The 25,809-nt window shown below is 57.1% G+C and carries 21 protein-coding genes (1 of these 21 only partly in view); 16 read left to right on the top strand and 5 right to left on the bottom strand.

What is annotated here, in order from left to right; translation table 11 throughout:
- Positions 1–23 precede the first annotated feature (23 nt).
- The 3 genes from guaB to tadA all read left to right on the top strand — a co-directional run bounded on the left by guaB (position 24) and on the right by tadA (position 3,633).
- Positions 24–1,490: an IMP dehydrogenase gene (gene guaB / locus ACEPPP_RS07445; protein WP_374090397.1), complete on the top strand. Its 1,467-nt coding sequence runs from the start codon at positions 24–26 to the stop codon at positions 1,488–1,490.
- Between the two features lie 104 nt (positions 1,491–1,594).
- Positions 1,595–3,181, top strand: a complete 1,587-nt coding sequence (guaA, locus tag ACEPPP_RS07440) for a glutamine-hydrolyzing GMP synthase (RefSeq protein WP_374090396.1) — start codon at positions 1,595–1,597, stop codon at positions 3,179–3,181.
- Positions 3,172–3,633 carry a tRNA adenosine(34) deaminase TadA gene (gene tadA, locus ACEPPP_RS07435; RefSeq protein WP_374090395.1) on the top strand — a complete coding sequence of 154 codons (462 nt, stop codon included), beginning with the start codon at positions 3,172–3,174 and terminating at the stop codon, positions 3,631–3,633. Before guaA ends, tadA begins: the two co-directional genes overlap by 10 nt.
- A 53-nt stretch (positions 3,634–3,686) precedes the next feature.
- Here tadA and pgi read toward each other — a convergent pair whose 3' ends face one another.
- Entirely contained in the window at positions 3,687–5,324 is a 1,638-nt protein-coding gene (gene pgi, locus ACEPPP_RS07430) for a glucose-6-phosphate isomerase (protein WP_374090394.1), read from the bottom strand.
- 272 nt (positions 5,325–5,596) lie between these two features.
- On the opposite strand from pgi, the gene ACEPPP_RS07425 reads away from it, so the two are divergent.
- From ACEPPP_RS07425 to rfaD, 13 genes are all read left to right on the top strand, one after another.
- Positions 5,597–6,187 carry a hypothetical protein gene (locus tag ACEPPP_RS07425; RefSeq protein WP_374090392.1) on the top strand — a complete coding sequence of 197 codons (591 nt, stop codon included), beginning with the start codon at positions 5,597–5,599 and terminating at the stop codon, positions 6,185–6,187.
- 96 nt (positions 6,188–6,283) lie between these two features.
- Positions 6,284–7,198, top strand: coding sequence for a copper oxidase (locus ACEPPP_RS07420; protein WP_374090390.1), 915 nt, complete (start codon positions 6,284–6,286; stop codon positions 7,196–7,198).
- A 69-nt stretch (positions 7,199–7,267) separates the two neighbouring features.
- Positions 7,268–7,693: a YqaA family protein gene (locus ACEPPP_RS07415; RefSeq protein ID WP_374090389.1), complete on the top strand. Its 426-nt coding sequence runs from the start codon at positions 7,268–7,270 to the stop codon at positions 7,691–7,693.
- A 19-nt stretch (positions 7,694–7,712) separates the two neighbouring features.
- The gene (locus ACEPPP_RS07410) at positions 7,713–8,495 is read left to right on the top strand and encodes a hypothetical protein (RefSeq protein ID WP_374090388.1); all 783 of its coding nucleotides are present in this window, start codon (positions 7,713–7,715) and stop codon (positions 8,493–8,495) included.
- Positions 8,496–8,509: 14 nt separating this feature from the next.
- Complete coding sequence (locus ACEPPP_RS07405; protein ID WP_374090387.1) at positions 8,510–9,598, top strand: glycosyltransferase family 9 protein; 1,089 nt, start codon at positions 8,510–8,512, stop codon at positions 9,596–9,598.
- Positions 9,599–9,659: 61 nt separating this feature from the next.
- Complete coding sequence (locus tag ACEPPP_RS07400; protein WP_374090386.1) at positions 9,660–10,391, top strand: glycosyltransferase family 25 protein; 732 nt, start codon at positions 9,660–9,662, stop codon at positions 10,389–10,391.
- A gap of 11 nt (positions 10,392–10,402) precedes the next feature.
- Positions 10,403–11,620: an O-antigen ligase family protein gene (locus tag ACEPPP_RS07395; RefSeq protein ID WP_374090385.1), complete on the top strand. Its 1,218-nt coding sequence runs from the start codon at positions 10,403–10,405 to the stop codon at positions 11,618–11,620.
- On the top strand, positions 11,613–12,365 hold the full coding sequence (locus tag ACEPPP_RS07390) for a glycosyltransferase family 2 protein (RefSeq protein ID WP_374090908.1): 753 nt from the start codon (positions 11,613–11,615) through the stop codon (positions 12,363–12,365). Before ACEPPP_RS07395 ends, ACEPPP_RS07390 begins: the two co-directional genes overlap by 8 nt.
- Positions 12,362–13,195, top strand: a complete 834-nt coding sequence (locus ACEPPP_RS07385) for a glycosyltransferase family 2 protein (protein ID WP_374090384.1) — start codon at positions 12,362–12,364, stop codon at positions 13,193–13,195. The genes ACEPPP_RS07390 and ACEPPP_RS07385 overlap by 4 nt, the downstream gene beginning before the upstream one ends.
- 3 nt (positions 13,196–13,198) lie before the next feature.
- The gene (gene msbA / locus ACEPPP_RS07380) at positions 13,199–14,968 is read left to right on the top strand and encodes a lipid A export permease/ATP-binding protein MsbA (RefSeq protein WP_374090383.1); all 1,770 of its coding nucleotides are present in this window, start codon (positions 13,199–13,201) and stop codon (positions 14,966–14,968) included.
- Positions 14,969–15,042: 74 nt separating this feature from the next.
- Complete coding sequence (locus tag ACEPPP_RS07375; protein ID WP_374090906.1) at positions 15,043–15,579, top strand: SIS domain-containing protein; 537 nt, start codon at positions 15,043–15,045, stop codon at positions 15,577–15,579.
- A gap of 37 nt (positions 15,580–15,616) precedes the next feature.
- On the top strand, positions 15,617–16,984 hold the full coding sequence (hldE, locus tag ACEPPP_RS07370) for a bifunctional D-glycero-beta-D-manno-heptose-7-phosphate kinase/D-glycero-beta-D-manno-heptose 1-phosphate adenylyltransferase HldE (RefSeq protein ID WP_374090905.1): 1,368 nt from the start codon (positions 15,617–15,619) through the stop codon (positions 16,982–16,984).
- Positions 16,981–17,937, top strand: a complete 957-nt coding sequence (gene rfaD, locus ACEPPP_RS07365) for an ADP-glyceromanno-heptose 6-epimerase (RefSeq protein ID WP_374090382.1) — start codon at positions 16,981–16,983, stop codon at positions 17,935–17,937. Before hldE ends, rfaD begins: the two co-directional genes overlap by 4 nt.
- Before the next feature lie 27 nt (positions 17,938–17,964).
- Here the strand turns inward: rfaD and ACEPPP_RS07360 are convergent, their stop codons facing one another.
- From ACEPPP_RS07360 to ACEPPP_RS07345, 4 genes are all read right to left on the bottom strand, one after another.
- Entirely contained in the window at positions 17,965–20,811 is a 2,847-nt protein-coding gene (locus tag ACEPPP_RS07360; RefSeq protein WP_374090381.1) for a hypothetical protein, read from the bottom strand.
- 189 nt (positions 20,812–21,000) lie between these two features.
- Positions 21,001–23,139, bottom strand: coding sequence for a CHASE2 domain-containing protein (locus tag ACEPPP_RS07355; protein WP_374090380.1), 2,139 nt, complete (start codon positions 23,137–23,139; stop codon positions 21,001–21,003).
- Positions 23,120–23,986: a hypothetical protein gene (locus tag ACEPPP_RS07350; protein WP_374090379.1), complete on the bottom strand. Its 867-nt coding sequence runs from the start codon at positions 23,984–23,986 to the stop codon at positions 23,120–23,122. The genes ACEPPP_RS07355 and ACEPPP_RS07350 overlap by 20 nt, the downstream gene beginning before the upstream one ends.
- A gap of 12 nt (positions 23,987–23,998) precedes the next feature.
- Positions 23,999–25,809, bottom strand: the 3' portion of a protein-coding gene (locus tag ACEPPP_RS07345; protein WP_374090378.1) for an HD domain-containing phosphohydrolase. Its footprint extends 364 nt past the window's final position; the window shows 1,811 of its 2,175 coding nt (coding positions 365–2,175); its start codon lies off the right edge, out of view — the gene reads right to left on this strand; it ends in the stop codon at positions 23,999–24,001.

The raw sequence follows: 25,809 nt of genomic DNA, 5'->3' as shown, positions 1-25,809 counted from the left end.
TTAATTGCTTTTAGGTCCGGTTTATGCATATAGTTCAAGAAGCGCTCACATTTGATGACGTGTTATTGGTGCCTGCGCACTCGACCGTGTTGCCGCGTGAAGTCGAATTGAAGACGCGGCTGACGCGCGGGATTACGTTGAACATTCCGCTGGTTTCCGCGGCGATGGATACGGTGACCGAGGCCCGGTTGGCGATTGCGATGGCGCAGGAAGGCGGCATCGGCATCATTCACAAGAATATGACCGTCGAGCAGCAGGCGCGCGAAGTCAGCAGCGTCAAAAAATACGAAAGCGGCGTGATCAAAGACCCGATCACGGTAACGCCGGAGACCAGTATTCGCGATGTGATCCGCTTGACCCGCGCGAAAAACATTTCCGGCGTGCCGGTCGTGGACGGCGATGAACTGGTCGGTATTGTGACCAGCCGCGATATGCGCTTCGAGACCCGCTATGACGAGCCGGTCACCAAAATCATGACACCGAAGGATCGCCTGGTCACGGTCAGCGAGAATGCCGACCGCAAGGAAGCGATCGCGTTATTGCATAAGCACCGCATCGAAAAAGTGTTGGTCGTGAATGATGCGTTTCATTTGCGCGGCATGATCACGGTTAAGGACATTCAAAAAGCGAAGGACTACCCGCAGGCCTGCAAGGACGAGTTGGAAAGGTTGCGCGTCGGCGCGGCGGTCGGCACCGGTCACGGCACCGAAGAGCGCGTCGAGGCATTGGTCGCGGCCGGCGTCGATGTGATCGTGGTCGATACCGCCCACGGCCATTCGCAGGGCGTATTGGACCGGGTGCGCTGGGTCAAGCAGCATTATCCGGACGTGCAGGTGATCGGCGGCAATATTGCGACCGCCGAGGCGGCGCTGGCGCTGGTCGAAGCCGGCGCGGACGGCGTCAAGGTCGGCATCGGCCCGGGCTCGATCTGCACGACCCGTATCGTCGCCGGCGTCGGCGTGCCGCAGATCACCGCGATCAGCAATGTCGCGCTGGCGCTGAAAGGCACCGGCGTGCCGTTGATCGGCGACGGCGGCATCCGCTATTCCGGCGATGTCGCGAAAGCGCTGGCGGCTGGCGCCTATGCGGTGATGCTCGGCGGCCTGTTCGCCGGCACCGAGGAAGCGCCGGGCGAGACCGAATTGTTCCAGGGGCGCTCGTATAAATCCTATCGGGGCATGGGCTCATTGGGTGCGATGTCGCAGACGCAGGGTTCCAGCGACCGTTATTTCCAGGAAGAAACCGACTCGGCCGAAAAACTGGTGCCGGAAGGCATCGAAGGCCGCGTGCCGTATAAGGGTAGCCTGATTGCGGTGATCCATCAGTTGCTCGGCGGCATCCGCGCCAGCATGGGTTACACCGGCAGCCAGACGATCTCTATCATGCACGATAGGGCGCAGTTTGTGCGCGTAACCAGCGCCGGCATGCGCGAAAGCCATGTGCACGACGTGACGATCACGAAGGAAGCGCCGAATTACCGGCTGGATTGAGATAGCTTCATGTAGAGCGGATCAGCCTCGCGCATCCGCCGTGGGACAAAGGGCTCTTACCGAGCCCTTTGTTTTTTTATAGACCTGGTCAACGAGTTTTAGACATGCAACATACGCACGCGAACATCCATACCGACAAGATCCTGATCCTGGATTTCGGCTCGCAATACACCCAGCTGATCGCGCGCCGGATCCGCGAAATCGGCGTGTATTCGGAAATTTTTTCCTGCGAATGCAGCGCCGACGAAATCAAGCAATTCGCGCCGAACGGCATCATCCTGTCCGGGGGCCCCGAAACGGTCACCAGTGGCGATACGCCGCGCGCGCCGCAATATGTGTTCGAGGCCGGCGTGCCGGTGCTGGGCATCTGCTACGGCTTGCAGACGATGACCGAACAGCTCGGCGGCACGGTCGAGTCGTCCAGCCACCGCGAATTCGGCTACGCGCAAATCCGGGCGCGCGGGCATTCGAAACTGTTGCTCGATATCGAGGATCATGTGTCGCCGGAAGGTTATGGCCTTCTGGATGTCTGGATGAGCCACGGCGACCGGGTTACGCAATTGCCGGAAGGTTTCAAGCTGATCGCGAGCTCGGACGGCGCGCCGATCGCCGGCATCGCAAACGAAGACAAAGACTTTTACGGCTTGCAGTTTCATCCCGAAGTGACCCACACGAAACAGGGCGGCCGGATACTCGCGCGCTTCGTGCTGGAAATTTGCGGCTGCGAGGCGCTGTGGACCGCGGATAACATCATCGAGGACAGCATTGAATCGGTACGCGCGAAGGTCGGCCGCGATCAGGTGATCCTGGGTCTGTCCGGCGGCGTCGATTCGTCGGTGGTCGCGGCGCTCCTGCACAAGGCGATCGGCGATCAACTGACCTGCGTGTTCGTCGATACCGGTCTCTTGCGTCTGAACGAAGGCGATCAGGTGATGGCGATGTTCGCGGAGCACATGGGCATCAAGGTGATCCGGGTCGATGCGGAGCCGCGTTACATGGCCGCCTTGGCGGGAGTCACCGATCCCGAGCAAAAACGCAAGATCATCGGCAACTTGTTCGTCGAAATTTTCGACGAGGAAGCCGCCAAATTGACCGACGCGCTTTGGCTGGCGCAGGGTACGATCTATCCGGATGTGATCGAATCGGCCGGCGCGAAAAGCGGCAAGGCGCATCTGATCAAGTCGCATCACAATGTCGGCGGCCTGCCCGAAAACATGAAATTGAAGCTGGTCGAGCCGCTGCGCGAACTGTTCAAGGATGAAGTCAGAAAGCTAGGGCTGGAGCTGGGCCTGCCGGCCGACATGATCCATCGGCATCCTTTTCCGGGACCGGGTCTGGGCGTGCGCATTCTGGGCGAGGTCAAGAAGGACTATGCCGATCTGCTGCGCCAGGCCGACGCGATTTTCATCGAGGAACTGTACCGGCACGATTTATATTCCAAGGTCAGCCAGGCCTTCGCGGTGTTCCTGCCGGTCAAGTCGGTCGGCGTGATGGGCGACGGCCGCCGCTACGATTACGTGGTCGCGCTTAGGGCGGTCGAAACGATCGACTTCATGACCGCGCGCTGGGCGCATCTGCCTTACGATTTTCTCGATCTGGTGTCGCGGCGGATCATCAACGAGGTGTCGGGCATCTCGCGGGTCACCTACGACATTTCCGGCAAGCCGCCCGCGACGATTGAATGGGAATAAGCGAGACCGACGACGCGGCCTGGATGCGCCATGCATTCAGGCTCGCCGAGCGCGCCGAGGCGCTCGGCGAAGTGCCGATCGGAGCGGTCGTGGTCAGGGATGATCGCTGCCTGGCCGAAGGCTGGAACCGTCCGATCGGCATGAGCGATCCGACCGCGCATGCGGAAATCATCGCGCTGCGCGAGGCGGGCAGGGCGGTCGGCAATTACCGCCTGATCGATGCAACCTTGTATGTGACCCTGGAGCCCTGCGTGATGTGCATGGGGGCGATCAGTCACGCGCGGATCAAGAGGCTGGTGTTCGGTGCCTACGATCCGAAGCGCGGGGCGGTTTGTCATGCCTTGAGTCTGACCGATGCACCGTTTTTGAATCATCGCGTGGCCTGGCAAGGCGGGGTGCTGGAGGCCGAATGCTCGGCATTGTTAAAAAACTTTTTTAAGTCCCGGCGCTGAGCGTCGCGTGGCCTCGATTTCGCAGCGCTCATCGAGGCGACTTCCGTTCGGCATCAAGCTTCCCGATAGTGTTTATACGCATTGATCAGCGCATTCGTCGAGCAGTCATGGCTGGCGACGGACTCGTTGCTCTTCAGTTCCGGCAAAATCACCTTCGCGAGCACCTTGCCGAGCTCGACGCCCATCTGGTCAAACGAATTGATGTTCCAGATCACGCCCTGGGTGAAAATCTTATGCTCGTAAAACGCGATCAGCGAGCCCAGGGTGCGCGGCGTCATCTTTTTGAACAGAAACGAATTCGACGGTTTGTTGCCGTCGAACACTTTCGATGCGACCAGGACCGGATCGGCACGGTCTTCGGGTGACAAGCGGGCCTTGACTTCGTCCTCGGTCAGGCCGTTCATCAGGGCTTCGGGCTGGGCGAGGAAATTCGAGATCAGGATGTCGTGGTGTTCGGGCAAGTCGTAATGGCTGTTCGCGGGGGCCATGAAGTCGCACGGGATCAGCTTGGTGCCTTGGTGAATCAACTGGAAGAAGGCATGCTGGCCGTTGGTGCCGGGTTGTCCCCAGATGATCGGGCCGGTGCTGTAATCGACGCGGTTGCCGTCCAGGTCGATACTCTTGCCGTTGCTTTCCATGTCGCCCTGCTGCATGTAATCGGAAAAAAAGCGCATCGACTGGTCGTAGGGAATCACCGCATGCGAGTCGGCGTCGAAGAAGTTGTTGTACCAGACGCCGAGCAGGGCCATGATGACAGGAATGTTGTTCGCGAACGGCGTATGGCGGAAATGCAGGTCGGCTTCATGCGCGCCTTGCAGTAATTCCTCGAAATTGTCCATGCCGATTTGCAGCGCGATCGAAAGGCCGACCGACGACCACAGCGAATAGCGTCCGCCGACCCAGTCCCAGAATTCGAACATGTTGTCGGTATCGATGCCGAAATTCGCGACATTCTCCGCGTGCGTCGAGATCGCGACGAAGTGTTTCGCGATCGCGTCTTCGGATTGGGCTTGCTTGAGAAACCAGTTTTTTGCCGATTTGGCGTTCATCATGGTTTCCTGGGTGTTGAAAACTTTCGACGCGACCACGAACAAGGTCGTTTCGGCATTCAGCGGTTTCAGCACTTCCACCAGATCGGTCTGGTCGACATTCGACACGTAATGGACTTTCAATGTGTCCGAGCCGTAGGGGTTCAGCGCCGCCGAAACCATCTTGGGGCCGAGGCCGGAGCCGCCGATGCCGATACTGACGATGTCGGTGATGGCCTTGCCGGTGTGTCCCTTCCAGGCGCCGGACCTGACCTGATCGCAAAAGACGCGCATTTTGGCCAGGACGCGGTTCACATCCGGCATCACGTCCTTGCCGGCAAAATAAACCGGGTCATTGCTGCGGTTGCGCAGAGCCGTATGTAAAACCGCGCGGCGCTCGGTCGTGTTGATCATTTCGCCGCTGAACATCGCCTCGATTTTTTGCTTCAGGCCTTGGCTTTCCGCCAACTCGACGAGCAGGGCGACGGTTTCCTCGTTGATGCGGTTTTTGGAGTAATCGAAAATGATGTCGTTGAGCTGGAGAGAGAACTTTTTGAAACGGTCCGGGTCTCTCCTGAAAGCATCCCGCATCGAATCGTTTTGAATGTGCTGAAAGTGGGTTTTGAGTGCGGTCCAAGCTTTAGAATTAGTCAATGACGACATTTTTTAGGGACTCCAGTTTGAATAATCCGAATAATGTGGCGTAAGTCTACGGAAATGAGGGTTCCATGGCAATAGAACATTGGCAGGGGGGTGTGCGTTTGTTTTTTTGCGGAAGAGCGTGATCATCATTGCCTTGAATTTAAGGGTTTTGATGTGCTAGAGTGGGCTGCTGGCAATTGGCTTTATTCGAAATAGGGTTATTTTGAGGAGTTCAAGCGCTGATTAGAGCTTGTTGTTTAAATTATAATAATCTATCAAAACTGGAAGGCATTATGAACAGAGCACATTTTTTTGCAAAGGGTTTTCTAGGGCTTTCGGCTTTGCTGTTGTCGGCTTCTGTCTGGGCGCACGGCGGCGCGGCGGGCACCGATACCGACCAATGTAAATTCGAACTGGAACCCAGCCATTGGATTCATTACACCGCTTATCAGCCTAAATCCTATCCGGCCGAGGAGTTCTGCGGCAAGCTGCCAGGCACAGCGACTCCGACACAGTTGGTGTTCGACTACCAGGACATGAGATACCGGAAAATGTCGATCGAGTTTGAAGTGACCAAGGAGCCGGAAGGCACCCGGGTGTTCTTCCTGCCTGCCAGCAAGCATTCATCCGGCACAGTCAACCTGGAATTGCCGAATGGCGTGCCAGATCCGGGCAAATATCTGATTCACATCACGCTGGTGCCCGATCAAGGCGAACGTCTTGATGCGCATATGAGCTTCACCGCAGGCACCGGGGCTCCGGCCGGCAAATACAGTACCTACCTGTATCTGTTGTTCGCGGCAGCCGGCCTGTATGGCGTGTATCTGTTCAGCGCCGGGTTCAGAGACAAGGTCGATGCGTTGATCGGTAAGAAGAAAGCGTAGTTTTTGGGCTCAATAGGGCCGGTTTTGTTCGCGTTAGCGCTCCCCTATGTGTGGGCGTTAACGCGGAATCGTCGAAAAGTCATTTGAGGTAAGGTAATGGTGAAATTATTGTTGGCCGGAGCGCTGATTTTGGGAGCTGCTGCGCCGCTCGCGGCACAGGAATATGAAGACCATAACAAGACGCTGATGGATCACGGCGCCGGCCACTTGATGGACATGGGCGGCGGCATGGTGATGGGGCAAAATACCGACACGCTGCCGGGCGGTTGCGACAAGATTTCCGAAACGAAAGAAATCACCGTGCACGCGGGCCATAAATATGCCGAGAAATTCCCGGGCAGAATGTTTGCGTTCGATACCCAGGAATATCAGTTCAAGCCTTGCACCAAATTGACAGTCCACTTCATCAACGAGGACAACATCCGGCATCAATGGATGATGCACGGTTTGCCGAAATATCTCTATCCGAAAGGGATGTTTCATCTGGAAGTCTCAGGTCCCGCGAAGATTTCCGGCACTTTGATTTTGCCTCCGGGCGATAGAACCTATCTGGTGCATTGCGACATTGCCCAGCACATGGAAAAAGGCATGAAGGGCCAGTTGAAAGTCGGCGCAGGCAGCGGCGATTTGCCGAGCATTCCCGGCGTCACGGCCTATGAAATCCAGGACGATTATCAAGGCAGCGGCATTCCGGTGATCACGAAACCGGCCGCCAAGTCTGCCGCCGCGCCCGCCGATGCTTCGGCGCCTGCGGCTTCGGCACCGGCAGGCTCGGCTCCGGCGGCTCCACAGGAAGATTCTTTCGTGTCCGGCATTACCGTGATCGGGCTCGCGCTCGGCTTTTTGTTGGCACCGGTCTTGGCCCGCACCTTCAAGGGCATGACCTTTTCCGAGGCGGTCACGCATGCGTTCGTGTTGCTGCGTCACTTGATCGAGTGGGTTCTGGGAGCCATCGCCAAGCTGGTCAAAAAGCTCACGTCGAATAAATCGAAAATGTTGCCGGGCGGTTAAGCCTTTGAGTTATCCCATAAAACCCCTGCTGCATTTGCGCACGCAGGGGTTTTTTATTATGAATAAAAAATGACAGAAGCCTGGTTAGAAATCGGCGGCCTGTTCGTCAGCGCCTTCGTGTCGTCCACGATCGCGCCGGGCGGTTCCGAAGCGGTGTTGGCCTACCTGATCGCGGAAGGCCGTCATCCGGCCCTGCAATTGGTCGGTGTCGCGACGCTCGGCAATACGCTCGGCGCGATGACGACCTGGGGGCTCGGCCTGCTGGCCGCGAAGCGCTATCCGGCCGCCGCCTTGCTGCCGGCGAAATCCCAAAGAGCGTTGGAACTAGTCCAAAAACGCGGCGTCTGGGCCTTGTTTTTCTCCTGGCTGCCGGTGATCGGCGATGCGCTGTGTTTCGCGGGCGGCTGGTTGAAATTGCCGCTGTTGTCCGGCGTCCTGATCATCCTGCTCGGCAAGCTCGGCCGCTACGGCGCGATTGCTTGGGTATTCGATTAAACAATCCATCGAGGTACGTGTGTTACGCCATTTTCCGAAGGCAGGAGTTGCCTACAGCCATCGAAAACGCGATTATTTCATTGCCGGCTTTACCTTTTTTTGTGTCGCGGTCTGTCTGCTCAGCGACGCGACTGCGGGCATCGAAAAACAGAATGCGCTGGGCGTTTGCGGCTGGGTGTTTTTGATCGGCCTCTTGCTCGGCGAAAACAAGGAAATTCGGGTGCAGGTCGCGATCGCGGTGGCGTTCGCGACGATCGGCGAGCATTTCGCCTCGCCGTTCATGGGCGGCTATACCTACCGCTATCATAACGTGCCTGCCTATGTGCCGCCCGGCCACGGCATGGTCTATCTGACCGCCGTCGCCTTGGCGCGTTCCGGCTTGTTCCAGACCTATGCGCGCGAAATCGCCGCTTTCGTGGTACTGGTCTGCGGCGCCTGGTCGTTCTGGGGCATCAGCGGCCTCAGCGAACAGGGCGATTGGGTCGGTGCGCTGCTGTTCGTGGTGTTTCTGATTTATCTGTTCAAAGGCCGCTCGCCGATGGTGTATCTGGCGGCGTTTTTCATCACTACCTGGCTCGAGTTGATCGGCACCGCGGTCGGCACCTGGAAATGGGCCTCAATCGATCCGGTTTTGCATTTGCCGCAAGGCAATCCGCCGAGCGGCGTCGCCGCCTGGTATTGCCTGGTCGATGCGGTCGCATTGGGGGGCGCGCCGCGCGTGTTGGCGTTTGCCAAAACGCTGGGCGGACGCTTGCGTGCGAGAGCGGATAAACGTGCCTGGCAAGGCGCGAGCAGCGAATAGACCGATCGCAAGCGATGGCTAACCGAATAGTCTTCAAGCGTCCTCCGGCGAGGATTTTATTGATCGCCTTGCGCTATCTCGGTGACGCCTTGCTGACGACGCCGCTGCTGCATTCGCTCAAACAGGCCTATCCCGAGGCAAGGATCGACATGCTGATCTTCCGGAGTACGGCCGGGATGTTCGAAGGCAATGCCGATATCGATCAGATCATCACGACGCCGAATCGTCCGACATTCGCGGAACTCGGCCGCCTGGTCGGGCGCATATTCAGGCGCTACGATCTGGCCGTTGCGGTGCAGGCGGGCGATCGTCCGTTCCTGTACAGTCTGCTGGCCGCGCCCAAGCGTGCCGCGATCGTACCGCCTAAAGGCGCGACGGGCTGGTGGAAACGCTATTTTCTGCAAGGCTATGTCGAGCATGACAACGAAAATACGCATACCGTTTTACAAAACCTGAAACTGGCGGATGTGCTGGCGATTCCTCGGAGCTATGCGCTGGTTCCGCCGCGGAGCGAAGCGGCGGCACCAGAAGCTTTGATTGCCGAGGATCGCGCCTATGCGGCGCTGCATCCTTATCCGCAATGGACCTACAAACAGTGGACCCTAGACGGCTGGGTGGACATCGGCCGCTATCTGGCCGAGGCAGGTTTGCAACTGGTGTTGTCGGGAGGGCCGGCGGAGCAGGAGATCCGGTTCGTCGCCGAGCTGCAAAAGCGCCTGCCCGAAGACACGGTCAACCTGGCCGGGCAGCTGACATTGGCGCAATTGGCGCACGTCATCGCGGGCGCTCGCTGTTTCATCGGCCCCGACACCGGCATCACCCATCTGGCTGCCGCAACGCGGGTTCCGGTCATTGCGCTGTTCGGGCCGACCAATCCTGTCAAATGGGCGCCCTGGCCTTGCGATTACCGCCAAGACCGCAATCCGTTCGAAAAAGTCGGCGATCAGCAGGTGAGCAATGTGTATCTGATCCAAGGCCAGGGCGATTGTGTGCCTTGCGATTTGGAAGGCTGTGACAGGCACAGGCAAAGCCGGAGCCGGTGCTTGGATACTCTCACCCCTGCAACCGTTAAAAACGTAGTCAGGCAAGTGCTGGGCCGATAAAATGATCAGCGTCCTGCCCGGCCAGGGAAACGTTCAGTCAGCCAATTGATAGCCAAAAATAATGCGCACAGAAACCCCGAAGCAACTCGATCATGTCTATGTCCTGAACGTGAAGGCATTCGCCGAACGCCGCGCGTTTATGGAAAAGCAGCTTGCGGAAGCGGGCCTTAACGCGGAGTTCATTTTTGATTGGGATGCCGATGAGTTGAGCGATGACATCGTCGACCGCTATTTCACGAAAGGGAACAATTTGTCTGCGGCGCAAAAATCCTGCGCTTTGAAGCATATTGTGGTTTTGCAGAAAGTGGTCGAAAACGACAGTCAGTTTAATCTGATCCTGGAAGACGATGCGGTTTTCGCGAAAGATTTTCATGTCGGGTTGGCGCGGGCATTGGCACAAAGCGGGCAGTTTCCGGGCGAAAAAGTCATCTACATCGGCTCGGGCGGTAATTTCTTTACGCCGAAGAGCCAACGCAAGCCGGGGCAATATCTCTATCTCGGTGCGCGCGGCCGTTTTACCGATTCCTTCATCATTGATTCGGCCACCGCGCGTAAAAGGCTGAACTGGATCACGACTCACAAGATCAGCGCCCCCATCGATAATCAATTTGATAGAATCGACAGAGAGCTCGGCATCCAAATCGTTTGGCTGGAGGCCCCGGTGGTTGAGCAAGGCAGTAAAAATGGATTGTTTGCCAGCGCCGTCGAAGCGGCGCCGCCGACGTGGCTGCAAAAATGGCTGTTTAGCTTCGAAAAGTTAAAGCGCAAATATATTTACCAATTATGGAGATAATTCAAAAACCCATGTTTTCTTACTCCGCTGTGGCCGAGAAATCTCTCCAAACCTGCCGCTATCTGGCGATCATCGCCGCGATTGCCGCGCCCATGTCGACCGCCGTGACCAGCGTGGCTTGCGTTTTGATGATTTTGACCTGGCTGGTGGCCGGACAGGTTTGGCAGGGACTCAAACTTTCCGCCGCACAGCCCGCCGGAAAAATGCTGCTGTTGTTTTTTGCCTGGCTGATTATCGGCAGTTTATATGCGGAGACGTCGTGGGCAGAAAAAATCACCACGCTCACGAGTTGGAAAAAATTGGTTTACACCTTCGTGCTATTCGGGGTGTTTTATCAAACGCCATGGAAAAAACGCTTTGTTGAGTTCTATTTAGCCGTGATGGCATTCGGCGCGGTGATTGCGATCCCTTTGTGGTTGCTGGATATTCCGATCAAGGGGCGGGGAGAAGCCGGCATCTTTATGACCAACCATTCTTCGCAGAGTATGGCCTTCGTGGTCGCCGCCTTATGTTGTATTTTCCTGCTCAAAGAAGCCAGCCTGCAAAAGAAGCGCGTATTGCTCGGGTTGTTGGCTTTGTTTTTACTGAATGTTTTCTTTATCAGCCCTTCGAGGAGTGGCTATCTCGCTTTACCTGTCGCGGCGGTTTTCGCGTTTATCAACCTTTACGGCTATAAAAAAATCCCGCACATATTGGGCGTTACCACTCTTGCCCTTGCTCTGGTCCTATTGACTTCGAGCACCCTGCAACAGCGTATCCGGCTCGGCGTGGAAGAAATCACCCATTATCAAACCAGCGAAAAAGTGACTTCGATGGGGGTCAGAGTCGTTTTTTATCAAAACGCCTGGGAATTGATACAAAACAAACCGCTGCTCGGTTACGGGACTTCGTCTTTCAAGAGCGTTTATAGTGCACATGTCGCCCCCAAATATCGGGATTGGCGCGGCGAGCCCGCCACCGATCCGCATAATCAGTTCTTATTCGTCTGGGTCGAAAATGGCCTGATCGGGTTGCTGCTGTTTTTGGCTTATATTTTTACGGCGGTCAGACAGGGCGCGGCCCTGCAACCCTACGGAGCGATAGCCGCGAGCGTGTTGGTCGCGATTGCCGCCAGCAGTCTGTTTAATTCAAACTTCAAGACCTTTCCGGAAGGCAATTTATTGGCCTTTTTTGTCGGCTGTTTGCTGGCGCAACAGTCCACCCATGAGGCGAAGACAGACCGTGCTTAGCGTGATCGTGATCACCAAAAACGAGGCCGCGCACATCGGGCGCTGCCTGGAATCGGTCGCCTGGGCCGACGAGATCATCGTGCTTGATTCCGGCAGCAGCGACGAGACGGTGGCGATTTGCCGCCGCTTTACCGACAAGGTTTTCGAAACCGATTGGCCGGGCTTCGGCATACAGAAGCAGCGCGCGCTCGACAAGGCGCAAGGCGATTGGGTCTTGTCGATCGATGCGGACGAGGTGGTCAGCCCTGAATTGCGGCACGAAATCGAGCAGGCCATCGCAGCGGAACCGATGAGCGGCTTCGAAATTCCGCGTCTGTCCGATTACTGCGGCAGGGCGATTCGCCATGGCGGCTGGTGGCCGGATTATGTGCTGCGGCTGTTCCGCCGCGAGGCGGGACGCTTCACCGATGCGGTCGTGCATGAGCGCGTCATCGTCGAAGGCGAAATCGGCCGCTTCAAAGCGCCGCTCCTGCACGAGGCCTTCGTCGATCTCGGGGAAGTCCTGCACAAGGTCAATACGTATTCGACCCTGGGCGCGGAGATGCTGCAGCGAAAAGGCGTGCGTTCGTCGCTGAGCAAGGCGGTATTGAAGGCCTTGTGGACGTTTATCCGCACCTATTGCCTCAAGGCGTCTATCCTGGACGGACGCCAAGGCTTCATGCTGGCCGTTTCGAATGCGGAAGGCGCTTATTACAAGTACCTGAAACTTTGGGAACTGCAAAACCGCGACCTAGGGCCGAAATGAAGCGGATCAGCGTGATCGTGACCACCTATAACTGGCCGGAGGCGCTGAAGCTCTGCCTGGACAGTTTATACGCGCAAACCGACCGTGATTTTGAGATCATCATCGCCGATGACGGCTCGCGTTCCGAGAATCTCGAAAAAGCGCGGCGCTATTGCGCAGACGCGCCGGTTCCGGTCGACTATGTCCACCATGAAGACAACGGTTTCCGCGCCGGCACGATTCGGAACAAGGCTGCCGCGCTTAGCCGCGGTGATTATTTGCTCTTCGTCGACGGGGATTGCCTGATGCTGCCCGATTTTATTTCCAAGCATCGCCAATTGGCGGAAGCCGGCCATTTCGTGCCCGGCAACCGGATCCTCTTGAGCCAGGCTTTTACCGCCGAAGTATTGGGCAAAGCATTGCCGCTATATTTGCGGAACTGGCTGTATTTTGGCCGGCTCAGGCTTCAGGGCAATATCAATCGGGTTCTCCCGCTGCTGCAATTGCCGCTCGGACGTTTGCGCCTTTTGCAGCCGCAGAAATGGGAAAAGGCGATGACCTGCAACCTGGCCGTCTGGAAAAACGATTTTATCGCGGTGAATGGCTTCGACGAGCTGTTCGAAGGCTGGGGTTATGAAGATTCCGACCTGGTGATCCGGCTGATCCATGCCGGCATCCGGCGCAAGGAAGGCCGCTTTGCGGCGCCGGTCCTGCACCTGTGGCATGCGCAGCATGACAAAAGCCGCCAGGACATCAACTATCAGCGGCTGATGGAGCGGCTGGCGCGGCAGGAGTTGACGGTTGCCGAGCGCGGCGTCTCTCAATATTTGCCTTCCGTACCGGCGCTATAAAAAATGAAAACCAACAAGAAAACCCAAGAAAAAGGCGGCGCCCAAGTCTACAGGCGGCTATTGCGCTACGTGATCCCGCACCGGGGGCTGTTTTTTATCAGCATCCTGGGCTTCATGCTGTATTCGGGGACGCAGACGTTGTTTGCGGCGCTGGTCAAACACATCATCGATACCCTGCAAACCGAAGCGCGCGAAGGCATGTTTTATCTGCCGCTGCTGTTCAGCGGCCTGATCGTGATTCACGGCATCGGCGCCTTTATCGGCAATTATTTTCTCGCGAAAGTGTCGGCCAATGTCGTGCATGCGCTGCGCTGCCAGATTTTCAATAAATATACCGAACTGCCGACCAGTTACTTCGATTCGAACAACAGCGGCTACATGATCGCCAGGATCACGAACAATGTCGGCGAAGTCACCCGGGCGACCACCGACTCGGTGCGCACCTTCGTGCGCGAAGGGATGACCTCCTTGGGCCTGGTCATTTATCTGTTTTACACGAACTGGCAGATGTCGCTGGTGTTCGTCGCGATCACGCCGATCATTGCGGTGTCGGTCACCTATGTCAGCAAACGCCTGCGTATGATCAGCAAGCGCATCCAGGAGTCGGTCGGCGACATGACCCATATCACCTCCGAATTGGTTGGCGGCCACCGGGTCGTGCGCAGCTATGGCGGCGAAGCCTACGAGAAACGGCGTTTTCTCGAAAGCAGCCAGTATAACCGCCGGCAATCGATGAAGCTCGCGACCACGATGGCGATTCATAATCCCCTGATGCAGTTCATCATCGCGATCGCGCTGTCGGGCTTGATGTATCTGGCGCTGTTATTCATGCAGAAGGCCAGCGTCGGCGAATTCGTCGGTTATCTGACCGCGGCGTTCCTGTTGCCGCGGCCGATCCGTCAACTCAGCGACGCGAACAGCGAAATCCAGAAAGGCATCGCTGCGGCCGAATCGCTGTTCGAGATTCTGGACGAAGAGGCGGAGCCGGACCACGGCGACTATCAAACAGACCGCAGTCAGGGCGCTCTGGAATTCAAAAACCTGTCGTTCCGTTATGAGGGCGCCAATGACTGGGCGCTGAAGGATATTAGCGTCAGGATCGAGCCGGGCCAGACGGTCGCTCTGGTCGGCGCCTCCGGCGGCGGCAAGAGCACCTTCGCGAACCTGATCTCGCGCTTCTATCCGCATGAACAGGGCGAGATCTTGCTCGATGGGATCGAGATCAACCGCTATAAACTGGCCAATTTGCGCCGGCAGATCGCGCTGGTTACCCAGCAGGTGATCCTGTTCAACGATACGATCGCGAACAATATCGCCTATGGCGCGATGGCCGGCAGCGAGCGGGAAAAAATCGAGGCGGCCGCGCGCGATGCCTATGCGCTGGAGTTCGTCGACAAGCTCGATTTGGGGCTCGATACCGAAATCGGCGAGAACGGCGTCAAGCTGTCCGGCGGGCAAAGGCAGCGGCTGGCGCTGGCCCGCGCGCTGTTGAAGGATGCGCCGATCCTGATTCTGGATGAGGCGACCTCGGCGCTCGATACCGAATCGGAGCGTTACATTCAGGCGGCGCTGCAAAAAGTGATGAGTAACAGGACCACACTGGTGATCGCACACCGGTTATCGACGATCGAAAATGCTGATATGATTCTGGTCATGGAACACGGCCGCATCGTCGAGAGCGGCTCGCACCAGGAGTTGCTCACGCGGAACGGTGCTTATGCGAGACTGCACCAGTTGCAGTTCAAAGAACCCGCCGAAGACGATATCACCTGATTGACCTGTCTTAAAAGTATTGAGAGGACGTTATTTTGAAAACATTTATGGCCGAGCTGGAACAGCATCAGGCGATGATAGAAAAGCTCAGGACCCGCAGCGACGTGATCGAGTCGGCGGGGGAGCTCTTGATCGATACGCTCAAGCAGGGCGGCAAAATCCTGTTGTGCGGCAACGGCGGCAGTGCAGCCGACTGCCAGCATATCGCGGCCGAGTTTGTGGTCCGCTATGAAAAGCACCGGCGACCTTTGGCGGCGATCGCGTTGACGACCGATACCTCGATTCTGACCGCGCATTCGAACGACTACCATTTCGACAGCGTTTTCGCGCGTCAGGTCGAGGCGCTCGGCAGCGAAAACGATTGCCTGATCGCGGTTTCGACCTCGGGATGCAGCAAGAACGTGCTGAACGCGGCCGAGGCGGCGATCGACAAAGGCATGGCGGTGATCGGCCTGACCGGCTGTGGCGGCGGCATGCTGGCCGGCATCGCGACGATGTCGGTGGTGGTGCCGGAACAGGTCACGGCAAGGATTCAGGAAGCGCACATTTTAATCGGGCACTGGTGGTGCGGTCTGGTCGAGGAGGCGTTCAGTGATCGCGACAACGCCTGATTTCAGCCGCGCCCGGATCATCGTCGTCGGCGACGTGATGCTGGACCGCTACTGGTCCGGCCAGGCCGCGCGCATCTCGCCGGAAGCGCCGGTGCCGGTCGTCAGGGTCAAGGGCAGCGAGGAGCGCATCGGCGGCGCCGGCAACGTGGCGCTGAACATCGCCAAACTCGGCGGCAAGGTGACCCTGGTCGCGGTGGTCGGCGATGACGCGGAAGGCCGGACGATCAAGCAATTGCTCGAAGCCGAGGGCGTCGTTTGCGATTTCGTGGTCGCGAAAGGCGCGCGCAGCATCTGTAAACTGCGCATCATGGCGCAGCACCAGCAATTGCTCCGCCTCGATTTCGAAGATACGCCGATCGCTTTCGACCGCGAGGCGATGACGACCAAACTCAAAAAGCATCTGCCGAACCATCAGGCGATCGTGTTTTCGGACTACGGCAAGGGCACGCTCACCGACGTGACGCATCATATTGCGATGGCGAAGCAGGCCGGGTTGAAAGTCTTGGTCGATCCGAAGGGCGTCGATTACCTGCGTTACCGGCTTGCCGACGTGATCACGCCGAACCTGTCCGAATTTCTCGCGGTGGCCGGCGCCTGCGCGGGTGAGAGGGACATTCTCGACAAGGGGCGGGAACTGTTGCAGCGCTGCATGGTGCAGAGCCTGCTGCTGACGCGCGGTGAAGCCGGCATGACCCTGATTCAGGAGACCGAAACGCATTCCTTGCCCGCACAGGCGAAGGACGTGTTCGACGTGACCGGCGCCGGCGATACGGTGATCGCGGTGATGGCGCTCGGCGTGGCGCTGGAACTGCCGCTGCGCGAGGCGATGTGTATGGCCAATCTGGCCGGCGGCATCGTGGTCGGCAAGCTCGGCACCTCGACCGTATCGGTCGAGGAACTGAGCCGGGGGCTGCACGGCGACCGCGGCGCGTTGTACGGCATCGTCTCGGAAGACGAATTGATGCACATCGTTGCGCGCGCGAAAGCGTACAACGAAAAGATCATCATGACCAACGGCTGTTTCGACCTCCTGCATGCGGGTCATGTGACCTATCTGGAGCAGGCGAGGGCGCTTGGCGACCGCCTGGTCGTCGCGGTGAATTCCGATGCGTCGGTCAAACAATTGAAAGGCGAGTCGCGCCCGATCAACGGCCTGAAGGAGAGGATGACGGTGCTGTCGGCGCTGGCCTGCGTCGATTGGGTCGTCGCCTTCGAGGAAGAAACGCCGGAGCGCCTGTACTGCCGCCTGCTGCCCGACGTGCTGGTCAAGGGCGGAGATTACGCGCCCGATCAGGTCGCCGGCGGCGACTGCGTGATCAAGGCGGGCGGCGAAGTCAAAATTTTGCAGTTCGTCGACGGGCAATCGACGACATCGATGATCAACAAGGCGAGGGGAACAGCATGATCGTAGTCACGGGCGGCGCCGGCTTTATCGGCAGCAATCTGATCAAGGCATTGAACGAACGCGGCGAGCGCAACATCCTGCTGGTCGACAATCTGCTGAACGGCCGCAAGATGCACAATCTGGCCGATCTCGACATCGCCGATTATCTGGACAAGGAGCAGTTCATCAAGAAGCTCGATTCGCCGTGCTTCCTGAACCAGGTGCGCGGCGTCTTCCATCAGGGCGCCTGTTCGGCGACGACCGAATGGGACGGCCGCTTCGTGATGGAGAACAATTACGATTACTCGAAGCGCATCCTGCACTGGTGCATCGCAAAAAATACGCCCTTCCTTTACGCCTCGTCCGCCTCGGTGTACGGCAGCGGTGAGCACGGATTTAGGGTCGAGCGCGCCTGCGAAAAGCCGATCAACATGTACGCCTATTCGAAGTTTCAGTTCGACCAATATGTGCGGAAGATCTTGCCCGAAACCAGGATTCAAATCGCCGGCTTCCGTTATTTTAACGTCTACGGGCCGAGGGAACAGCACAAGGGTGCGATGAGCAGCACCGCGTTCCATTTCAACCGCCAGCTGATCGAGCAGAAGAAAGCCCGTCTGTTCGAGGGGATTGACGGCTTCGCAAACGGCGAGCAGAAGCGCGATTTCGTCTATGTCGGCGACGTGGTCGACGTGAATCTCTGGTTTTTCGATCACCCCGAACAGCGCGGCATTTTCAACGTCGGCACCGGCAGGGCCGAGACCTTCAATCAGGTCGCCGAGGCGGTGATCGACTGGCACGGCGAGGGCGAGATCGAATACATTCCGTTCCCGGATCATTTGAAAGGCGCTTATCAGAGCTATACCCAGGCCGATATTTCAGGCCTTAGGCAGGCCGGTTATCAGAAAGAATTCCTGACCGTCAAACAGGGCGTCGCCAAATATCTGGATTGGCTGAACGGTGCTGCCGGCAATTAATCCGGCAAAGCACTTATCGGTCAAAAACTAAAAAAAAGTGAAATATTCCGCAAGCTTCAATCCCGAAACGGCGCTGACGGCGGTCAAAAGCGCCTGAACCGCAGGCTGTTCGGACAATGGCGCAAAGGCCCCTTCGCGGATATGGGTGACGCGTTCGATGATCATCCGTAATTGCGCGATGATTTGATCATGCGCTTCGCCTGGCTTGCCGAGCATTTTCAACAGATTTTTATTCAGCCGCCTGAGGCCGCCGCTGCGCATTTCTTCGGCCATGTGACGCAGATGCCAGGCGTTGTAGAATGCGATCGCCAGTGTTACTGTGATGCCGATGATCAAGGCAGGCGGGAAGCCCCAGTTATCGAACAGCGGGCTGCGCGCTGTATAAAGCAGTAGCAGCGGCCATATCGGATAAAAAATGATGCGCCCGACCGGTTCGGTGACGCGGGCAATCAACAACACGTCCAGCCAGTCGTCGGAGTAATGCCGGCCAAACGACGATACTCCGTGCGCCTCCATGACTTCGCTTGGCCAGCGCGTTTTGCCGGATAAATTCTTCGCCAGCACGGTCGTCAGAAACGTGATGCGAACGACGCTGAAAAGCAGCAGCAAGGACGCGCTTACGCTGAATGCCGTGAGTATCAAATCGAATTCGAATTCCCAATCTCCGCGCACCGGCACTTTCGGAAAGCCGAATTCGAGCATCAGAACGACGCTCAGAAAGAACATGCCGAGCGCCTGCGGGATCGCGGTTTTGATCGTTTTTTGCCAGCAAACGTTTTCTACGTAATCGATCAGAAACACATAAGACAAGGGCCGCCTTAGTCTGGAACGCGGGACATAACGTCCGGAAGGATAAAATGTAGCCGTAAGTTCCGCCTTGCACTGCCGGAGATCGAAAAAGATTTTAACCAATAGATAGGTCGACAAGAAGAGCGAAATCAGCCGTAACAATTCGCTCGGCCAGATGCTGACGCCTTCGAACCACAGCAGCGGTTCAAGCGATTGATTCTTGATCCAGTAAATCAGGAAGACGATCGACATAACTGCCGCTGCCACAAATGCCGCTGCTATTTGTAATTTGAGCCAAAGGGTACGATCGCCAAAAAAACTCCACGAAACCAATAAAATAAAACCAATGATGGCTAGAAACAGCGGGGCATGCCGCAAGATCGGCAAGGTAGTCACGCCGGGCACTTTGTCGCCGAGCGTGATCGCCGCAGTGCGGCCGATCTCGAACAAGAGCGGCTTCAGAAATTTCGAATACTGGGTCATTTGCTCGATTTTATCGCAGGCGTCTGCCTGAGAATTATGATAATCGGGAGACTCACAGAGCGCCAATTGGACGCTGTAAAAAACCGCGGTTTGATAGCTGTTTCGAAACGGCGGAATCTCGCCTTGCAGCAACGCGTGATCTGGATTGTCGGTACTTGTCAGCGTTAGATCGTATCCCGAAGCAACGATCAGATTACGAGTATCAGCGTTGTCCTGGGGATGCAGCATCGCAGCTTCCAGATCGGTGGTAAAAAATAGCGTATCGGGAAACTTTTTCCGAAGCGCCTGCAGCGTCAGCAATTTGTCATAATAATCATTGCCGAGTATGCCGATAGCGCGAATGCCGCAAGCCCGTTGAATGCGTTGTTCGACCGAGCATTGGGAAAACAACTCGGCTTCTTGTTGCTGCAGTTCCTCGACGATACGGCGCAGATAATCCATCTGCTGGTCGCCTTCGGGGCGCTCGATCGCGTCGGGCGCATTGCCCTGCGCACCCGTTTGCGAGGAGTCTTTCGTTTTCTGCTCTTTTTGAACCGAGTCGTTCGGCAGGCGTCCATCGACGCCGCGCAAATAATTGTGCGCTAACAGCTTGCCATGCCATTGGGTTTTAAATTGCTCGATCAGGTCGCGCGAATATTCGGTATCCCACTGCCCGATCAACGCCAGCGTTTGAGGAGGGGCGATCTTTCGTTGCTTCAGTTCGGCAATCAATTCTTTCGCAAAAAGATCATTCGAGGCTATCGTTCGGGTCAGGTGCCAGTTGTCCTGGAAGGGTGGCTTGAATGTGGGAAGATCCTCTGTTAGCGCGGCTGTCGCAAACGGAGAATACACTCTGAAACTGGCGCGGAAATCAGGTTTTTGAGAGGTTGATTGTGGCTTCGTGGAGGATTTTTGGCCCAGTCGTCTCAACGTCGCCGAGTCGGCGGGACCAATCAGGATAGGCGAGACTTCGAGCTGGTCGAAAATCGCCTGCAGGCAGTCTTTGGGATCGGCGGGATAGGATGCCCGTTGCTTTTCGTCGTAGCTCTCGGCTTCGAAAACATCATTGGTCAGCCACAGCAGCAATATGTTTCGAGGTGTTTCAGGACGCTGATTCCCGGCAGTCTGTTTGTCGAGTTCGAAGCGTTCGAACGCCATCGGCGGAAATGATTGGGGGCAGGCCTTGGGTGGAGTGCCTACCTTTATGTAACCGATGTGCTCCGGGTCACTCGGAACATAGCGGTGTTTGTTCAGCGCGGCCAGCACCGCATAGCGGGTTCGGCGGCGGTTTTCCATTTGTTCGGGAGAGGCTCCGCCATGCACCATAGCGCCGATCACCAGTTGCGTGTTCCCGGCGATCACCACCTTTTTCAGCCAGGAGAGATCACGTTTGCCGTGTCCACGAATTTTGTCGTTCGACGTTTGCGTAACTGCCGCGAGCGGATCCTGCCACAAACGCGCATCCACGTCCTGAATGAAGTGGTGTTCGATCGTCTCCATGCGGGCAGAGGGGCGATTACTGTGTAAAACCGGTTCGACCCACCAAGCGCCTAAGGCCAGCGATAACATCGCCAAAAACTTTGTCCAATCGCCGATCGAGGTGTTTGACTGTTGCGGGGGCATCGGACGCTCCTGTTATCGTTGCGGATTTTTCAAGCAGCATCGATATTGCCCGCACGCTCGAAAATTGTGGACATGAAAGCCCTAACAGATATTACCCCGTTTTGATCAATGTGAAACGGTAGTTTTTCACACGTGCAGGCGCTAAGAAGCCCGTCGCGTGGGACTCTTTTTTAACGTGCGAAGATCGTCTTATTTCCCGGACAATTCGATCAAATCGCCGGTTTTATTTTCGCGCAAACGCTGCCAATGAAAAGCCACCAGGGAATCGCCTGGATAATTGGCCGCCAATTGCCTAAATGCCGCGATGGCGCCGGGTTGTTCCTCGCGCATCAATCGGTACGCCTCCAAATAATCTTCTAATGCGGCTTGGCCGGATAGTACCGCATCCAGCGGTTCGAAAACCTGCAAGGGGATGGTTTTTCCCTTGACCCGCAAGCGCCCGATCGGGCGGGCGGGGAGATCGGGGCAGCCGGCCAGAGTCGCTTCCGACACGCAAATCGATGTTCCGAGATATTTATTCGCGCCTTCGAGCCTTGATGCGGTATTGACCGGGTCGCCGAGCGCCCGGTAATCGAAAATGGTATTGCCGCCGAAATTGCCGACAATCACTTCGCCGGTATGGACGCCGATGCGGGTCTGTCCGAAGCGGATGCCCTTTGCGTTCAAATCCTGGCTGTATCGGCGGGCGAAACGCTGCATGTCGATCGCGCATTCCAGCGCCCGGCGTTGATGGTCTTTTTGTTCCAAAGGCGCCGAAAACATGATCGCGACTGCATCGCCGACGATGCGGTCCAGCGTGCCGTGATGCAGAAAGGCGATCGCGATCATCTCGTCCAGATAATGATTCAGCAAGGCGACCGCTTCGCCGGGGTCCATGCATTCCATCAGGCCGGTGAAGTCGGCGAGGTCGCTGAACACGAAGCTGCAAACCTGGCGACGGCCGCCGAGTTCGAGCGCTTCGGGATGTTCGATCAGATGTTCGACCCGGTTCGGCGAGATGTAGCGCGCAAAGGCTTCCTTGACCCAGCGCTGCCGGCGCTCGCTGTAGAGGTGCCGGAATACGCTGGCGACCAGAAAAACCAGCCCCAGGCCGGCGCTCGGAACCATCGGATCGACGAGCAGATAGTGGCTTTGATAGGCCTGCCAGGCGCCAAGCCATAAGGATGCCAGGGCCAGCAGGAAAACGCCGAATGAGGCCAGGGCGCCGGCATTCAAGGTAATCAGGCCGACCGCTAAGCCGCCCAGCGCAACGATCAGTAATTCGAGTGAGTTCGACCAGGAAGGGCGGAGCAAATGGCTGCCGCTCAGCATTTGTTCGAGCGCCTGGGCGTGAATTTCGATGCCCGGAATGATGTCGCCGAGCGGGCTGAAGCGCAGGTCCATCAGGCCCTGAGCCGAAGCGCCGACCAGCAGGATGCCGCCTTGCAATGAGGCCGCGGGGATATTTCCGGAAAGGATCTGCCAGGCCGGAATAAAACGCCTGGCTTCCGGCCGGGTGTAATGAATCCAGATTTCGCCCTGCGCCGTCGTCGGCACGGTCATCTTACCGATACGGATTTCGCCGATGCCGGCGCCGTTTTCGGTGCCGGACACGATCGTGTAATTCTTGGCCTGCTGCGCGATACGCAAGGCTTCGGCGGCCAGCGCGGGTACGAGCGTGCCGCGATAGTTCAGCAGCAGCGGGATTTTTCGGATGATGCCGTCCGCATCGGGGATGAAGGTGAGGGCGCCGATGCCTTCGGCGGCCGTTTCGAAAGGCGGCAATGGCGCAACGAAGTCCTGAATGGACGGCAGATAGGGCTTCGGCGATCCGCCGATTTCGACGAAGCGCGCCTTCGCGGGTGGTAGTTGGCGTTCGGCGGGGCTTGGGTCATTGGGGGAGAAGCCCAGGATCACATGGCTGCCGGTCATTTCCTCGGCAAAAATCTGGTCGTGATCGGGCAACTTGGCGAGCAGGCGGCGCAGATCCTCGGAGACAGGCCATAGATTCAGCATCGCCTGCGGCGACGTGCGGTCGGCTTCCGCGAAGAGTATATCGAAGGCAATCGCTTTGGGTTCCGCCTGCTTCAAGACGGCAAGCAACTTGGCCAGGCGTGTGCGCGGCCATGGCCATTGCCCCAGGCGCTTGAGACTTTCGTCGTCGATATCGATGATCCTGACCGGCTCATCGTGGTAGTTGCGCGGCTGGAAGCGTTGGAACTGGTCGAAAGTCGTGTTGCGCAGGATTTGCACCGGTACCGGATTGGACAGTTGCAGAAATGCGGCACAGGCAATCGTCAGCAGGGTGAGTCCAAGGCCTGTGCGCGACTTAACCGGTTTTTCGTGCATCGTGTTGAGTCTCAAGCTGATCCATTAAATAGGCTTTGAGACGAAGAATGTTCGGCGCAAAAAAATCGCATATCGCAAAAATCGGCAGGGTGTTGTCGATAAAGCGCAATTTGTCTTCGATGCCTAAATCCGTTCCCCATTCTTTAGCCAGTTTTTCCTGCAACGCTTGGGCATAAGCTATCGTCAGGCCGATCGACGGCAATATGTCCGCAGCGCACAGGATCAAGGCTTGGTCGGCGGCGGGGCGGCTGCGGAGTGCGTTCAATTCGGGTGCTGTGACGGGGATTTCCGGCAGTGGCGCGCGATGATGATGGTGATCGTAGCTGGCATGGGCGATCGGCAGGCCTATGTTCGGATTGGTCGCCAGCACCAGCGCCGCCAGCTTGCGGCGTTGGGCCGATGTGACGCCGGCGCCAAGCAAATAAGGTTCGGCCAGGACGACCGAATTGCGCTCTAAGCGGAAAGGTAAGCCGCCATTGCTTGTGCCGTCGTGCCGGAAGTCGTGGAATAGCGAGGCCAACAGGATTTCGAGCGTTTCTCGCTGATCCAGGTTCAGGCGCCGAGCCAGATAATGGCAACACAGCATCACCTCGCAAACATGCTGCCGGTTATGATAGGGAAGATCGAGGTGGGGATCGTCATGGTCGATGGTCCAGGCCAGGCGATGGCCGGCAACGGCGAGCGAATCATCAGGCGCAGCATTGAGGCAGCTTAGCAGAGCCGCAAAAACCCGGCTGACTTTTTCGGGTAGATTTTCGATCGCTAAAAAGGCCTGCACGATTTCGACGCCGGCCTCTTCGGCCGTTTGGGCGGAATCGACTCGAAAAGGTGGACGTACAATGTTCAAATAACCTCCGGTTTAATGGCTGGGGGAACTTAAAAAGGCAGTAATGTCGACATCGTCGATCTGCCCTGGCTCCAAAAACAGTTCGGCAAACTTCCGGTAAGTTCCCGAGGTTAAAAAAAGATCGAATAAGTCAGGATCAATATGCCGCTTGAGTTTCATGTCGTGCAGAATTTTGAGCGCCTTGGACAGCTTGTAGGGCTGTTTATAGGGTCGGTCGGCTGAGGTCAGCGCTTCAAAAATATCGGCAATCGCCATGATCCGGGCAGGAACCGACAAGTCGGATGCGGATAGCCGGCGCGGATAACCCTGTCCGTCAAGCGTTTCATGATGCGTGGTGGCATACTCCGGAACACGCCTCAACGAATCCGGAAACGGCAATTGTTCGAGCATTTTGATCGTTTCGATGATATGTTCGTTGATCTTATAGCGTTCTTCAAGAGTCAGCGTGCCTTTTTGCACGGTCAAGTTATAGAGTTCGCCGTAATTATAAAGATTTTCGGGAACGGTCATTTTGATGCCGAGTTCGGCTCGGGGTTTTTGTTGATTCTTGCGCGGGATGATGTGGCAGGCTTTGTCGCTCAACAGGCGTTCTTCAGCCGGCAGCGGTGTTTGGGTTTCGCCGTGTCGGCGATGCATCTCGTCGCGCGACAAGCCGAGCCTGTCGTCGAAGTGGCGCAGCCATTGCTTTTGCGCAATCGTTTTGATGCGCTCGATATCGGCTGGATTCATCGCTTCCTTGCCCAAATTGCATGAGGCGATGAAGGCGAAATCATCCATGAGTTCGGCCTTCTGTTGTTCAAAATGGGCGTTGGCAGTCGCCTCGTCCTGACCTTGCAGCCGCGCTTGCAGGCAGGCAATCTCGGCGTCCCGCAGCAGGACTTCAAAGCGCATCCGAATTTCGTGAATGCGATTGTAGATCGTATCCAGCTTGGTCGCTTTTTCAATCACATGCTCGGGCGTCGTGACCTTGCCGCAGTCGTGCAGCCAGGCGCCGACGCGAAACTCGAACCATTCATCCTCGGATGCAAAATTGAAATCGGCCAAAGGTCCGTGGGTTTCTTTGCAGGCGGCTTCGGCCAGCATGAACGCCAGTTCCGGTACCCGCACGCAATGGTGGCCGGTATGCGGGCTTTTGCTGTCCAGGGCCTCCGCCATGATCCGGATAATGTTTTCGGTCGTGTCTTTTTGGTTTTGCACCAGTTGCAGGTTGTCCAGAGCCACCGCGGCTTGCGCGGCCAGCGCGCCGACCAGATCGATGATGTCGGGAGGGAATGAAATAATCTTCTCGGTCGCGGGATCCTTGGCATTAAAAAACTGTAGTATGCCGATCACCTTGCCGCCGCGCGGCGCCATCGGTACGGTCAGCAGGGACACGGTGCGATAGCCAGTCAGGGCGTCAAACTTGCGGGTGCCGCTGCAGTCGAAGCGGATTTCCTGATGCGCGTCATCGATGATGACCGTTTCATTATGCAGCGCCGCATAAGTGGAGGCATACATCGCATTGGCCTGGCCTGTGGTCCTATCGTAAAGCGCGATTTCTTCGAAGGGTAAATGATCGCCGCGGGTCCGTTCGGCAAAACGCAGCGTATTTCCCTCGGTAACGAGGTACATCGTGCCGCCGTCGCAGTTTAGCAGGCGCTGGCCCTCCACCAGAATATGTTTCAGCAACTTGGACCGGCTTTTTTCCATCGACATCATCAGGCCGCTGTCGATCAGCATGTCGAGTTTTGCGGTTCGGGTTTTTATCTCTTCTTCGAGTTGGTTCTGGATGGCTTTGTTGGCGCGGTATAAAGCACCCAAAGTCAGGCAATTGTTGATCCTTA

Origin of the sequence: Methylomicrobium lacus, assembly GCF_041897535.1 — a bacterium.
Classification (GTDB): domain Bacteria; phylum Pseudomonadota; class Gammaproteobacteria; order Methylococcales; family Methylomonadaceae; genus Methylomicrobium; species Methylomicrobium lacus_A.
This window is presented reverse-complemented; position numbering and strand designations above follow the sequence as displayed.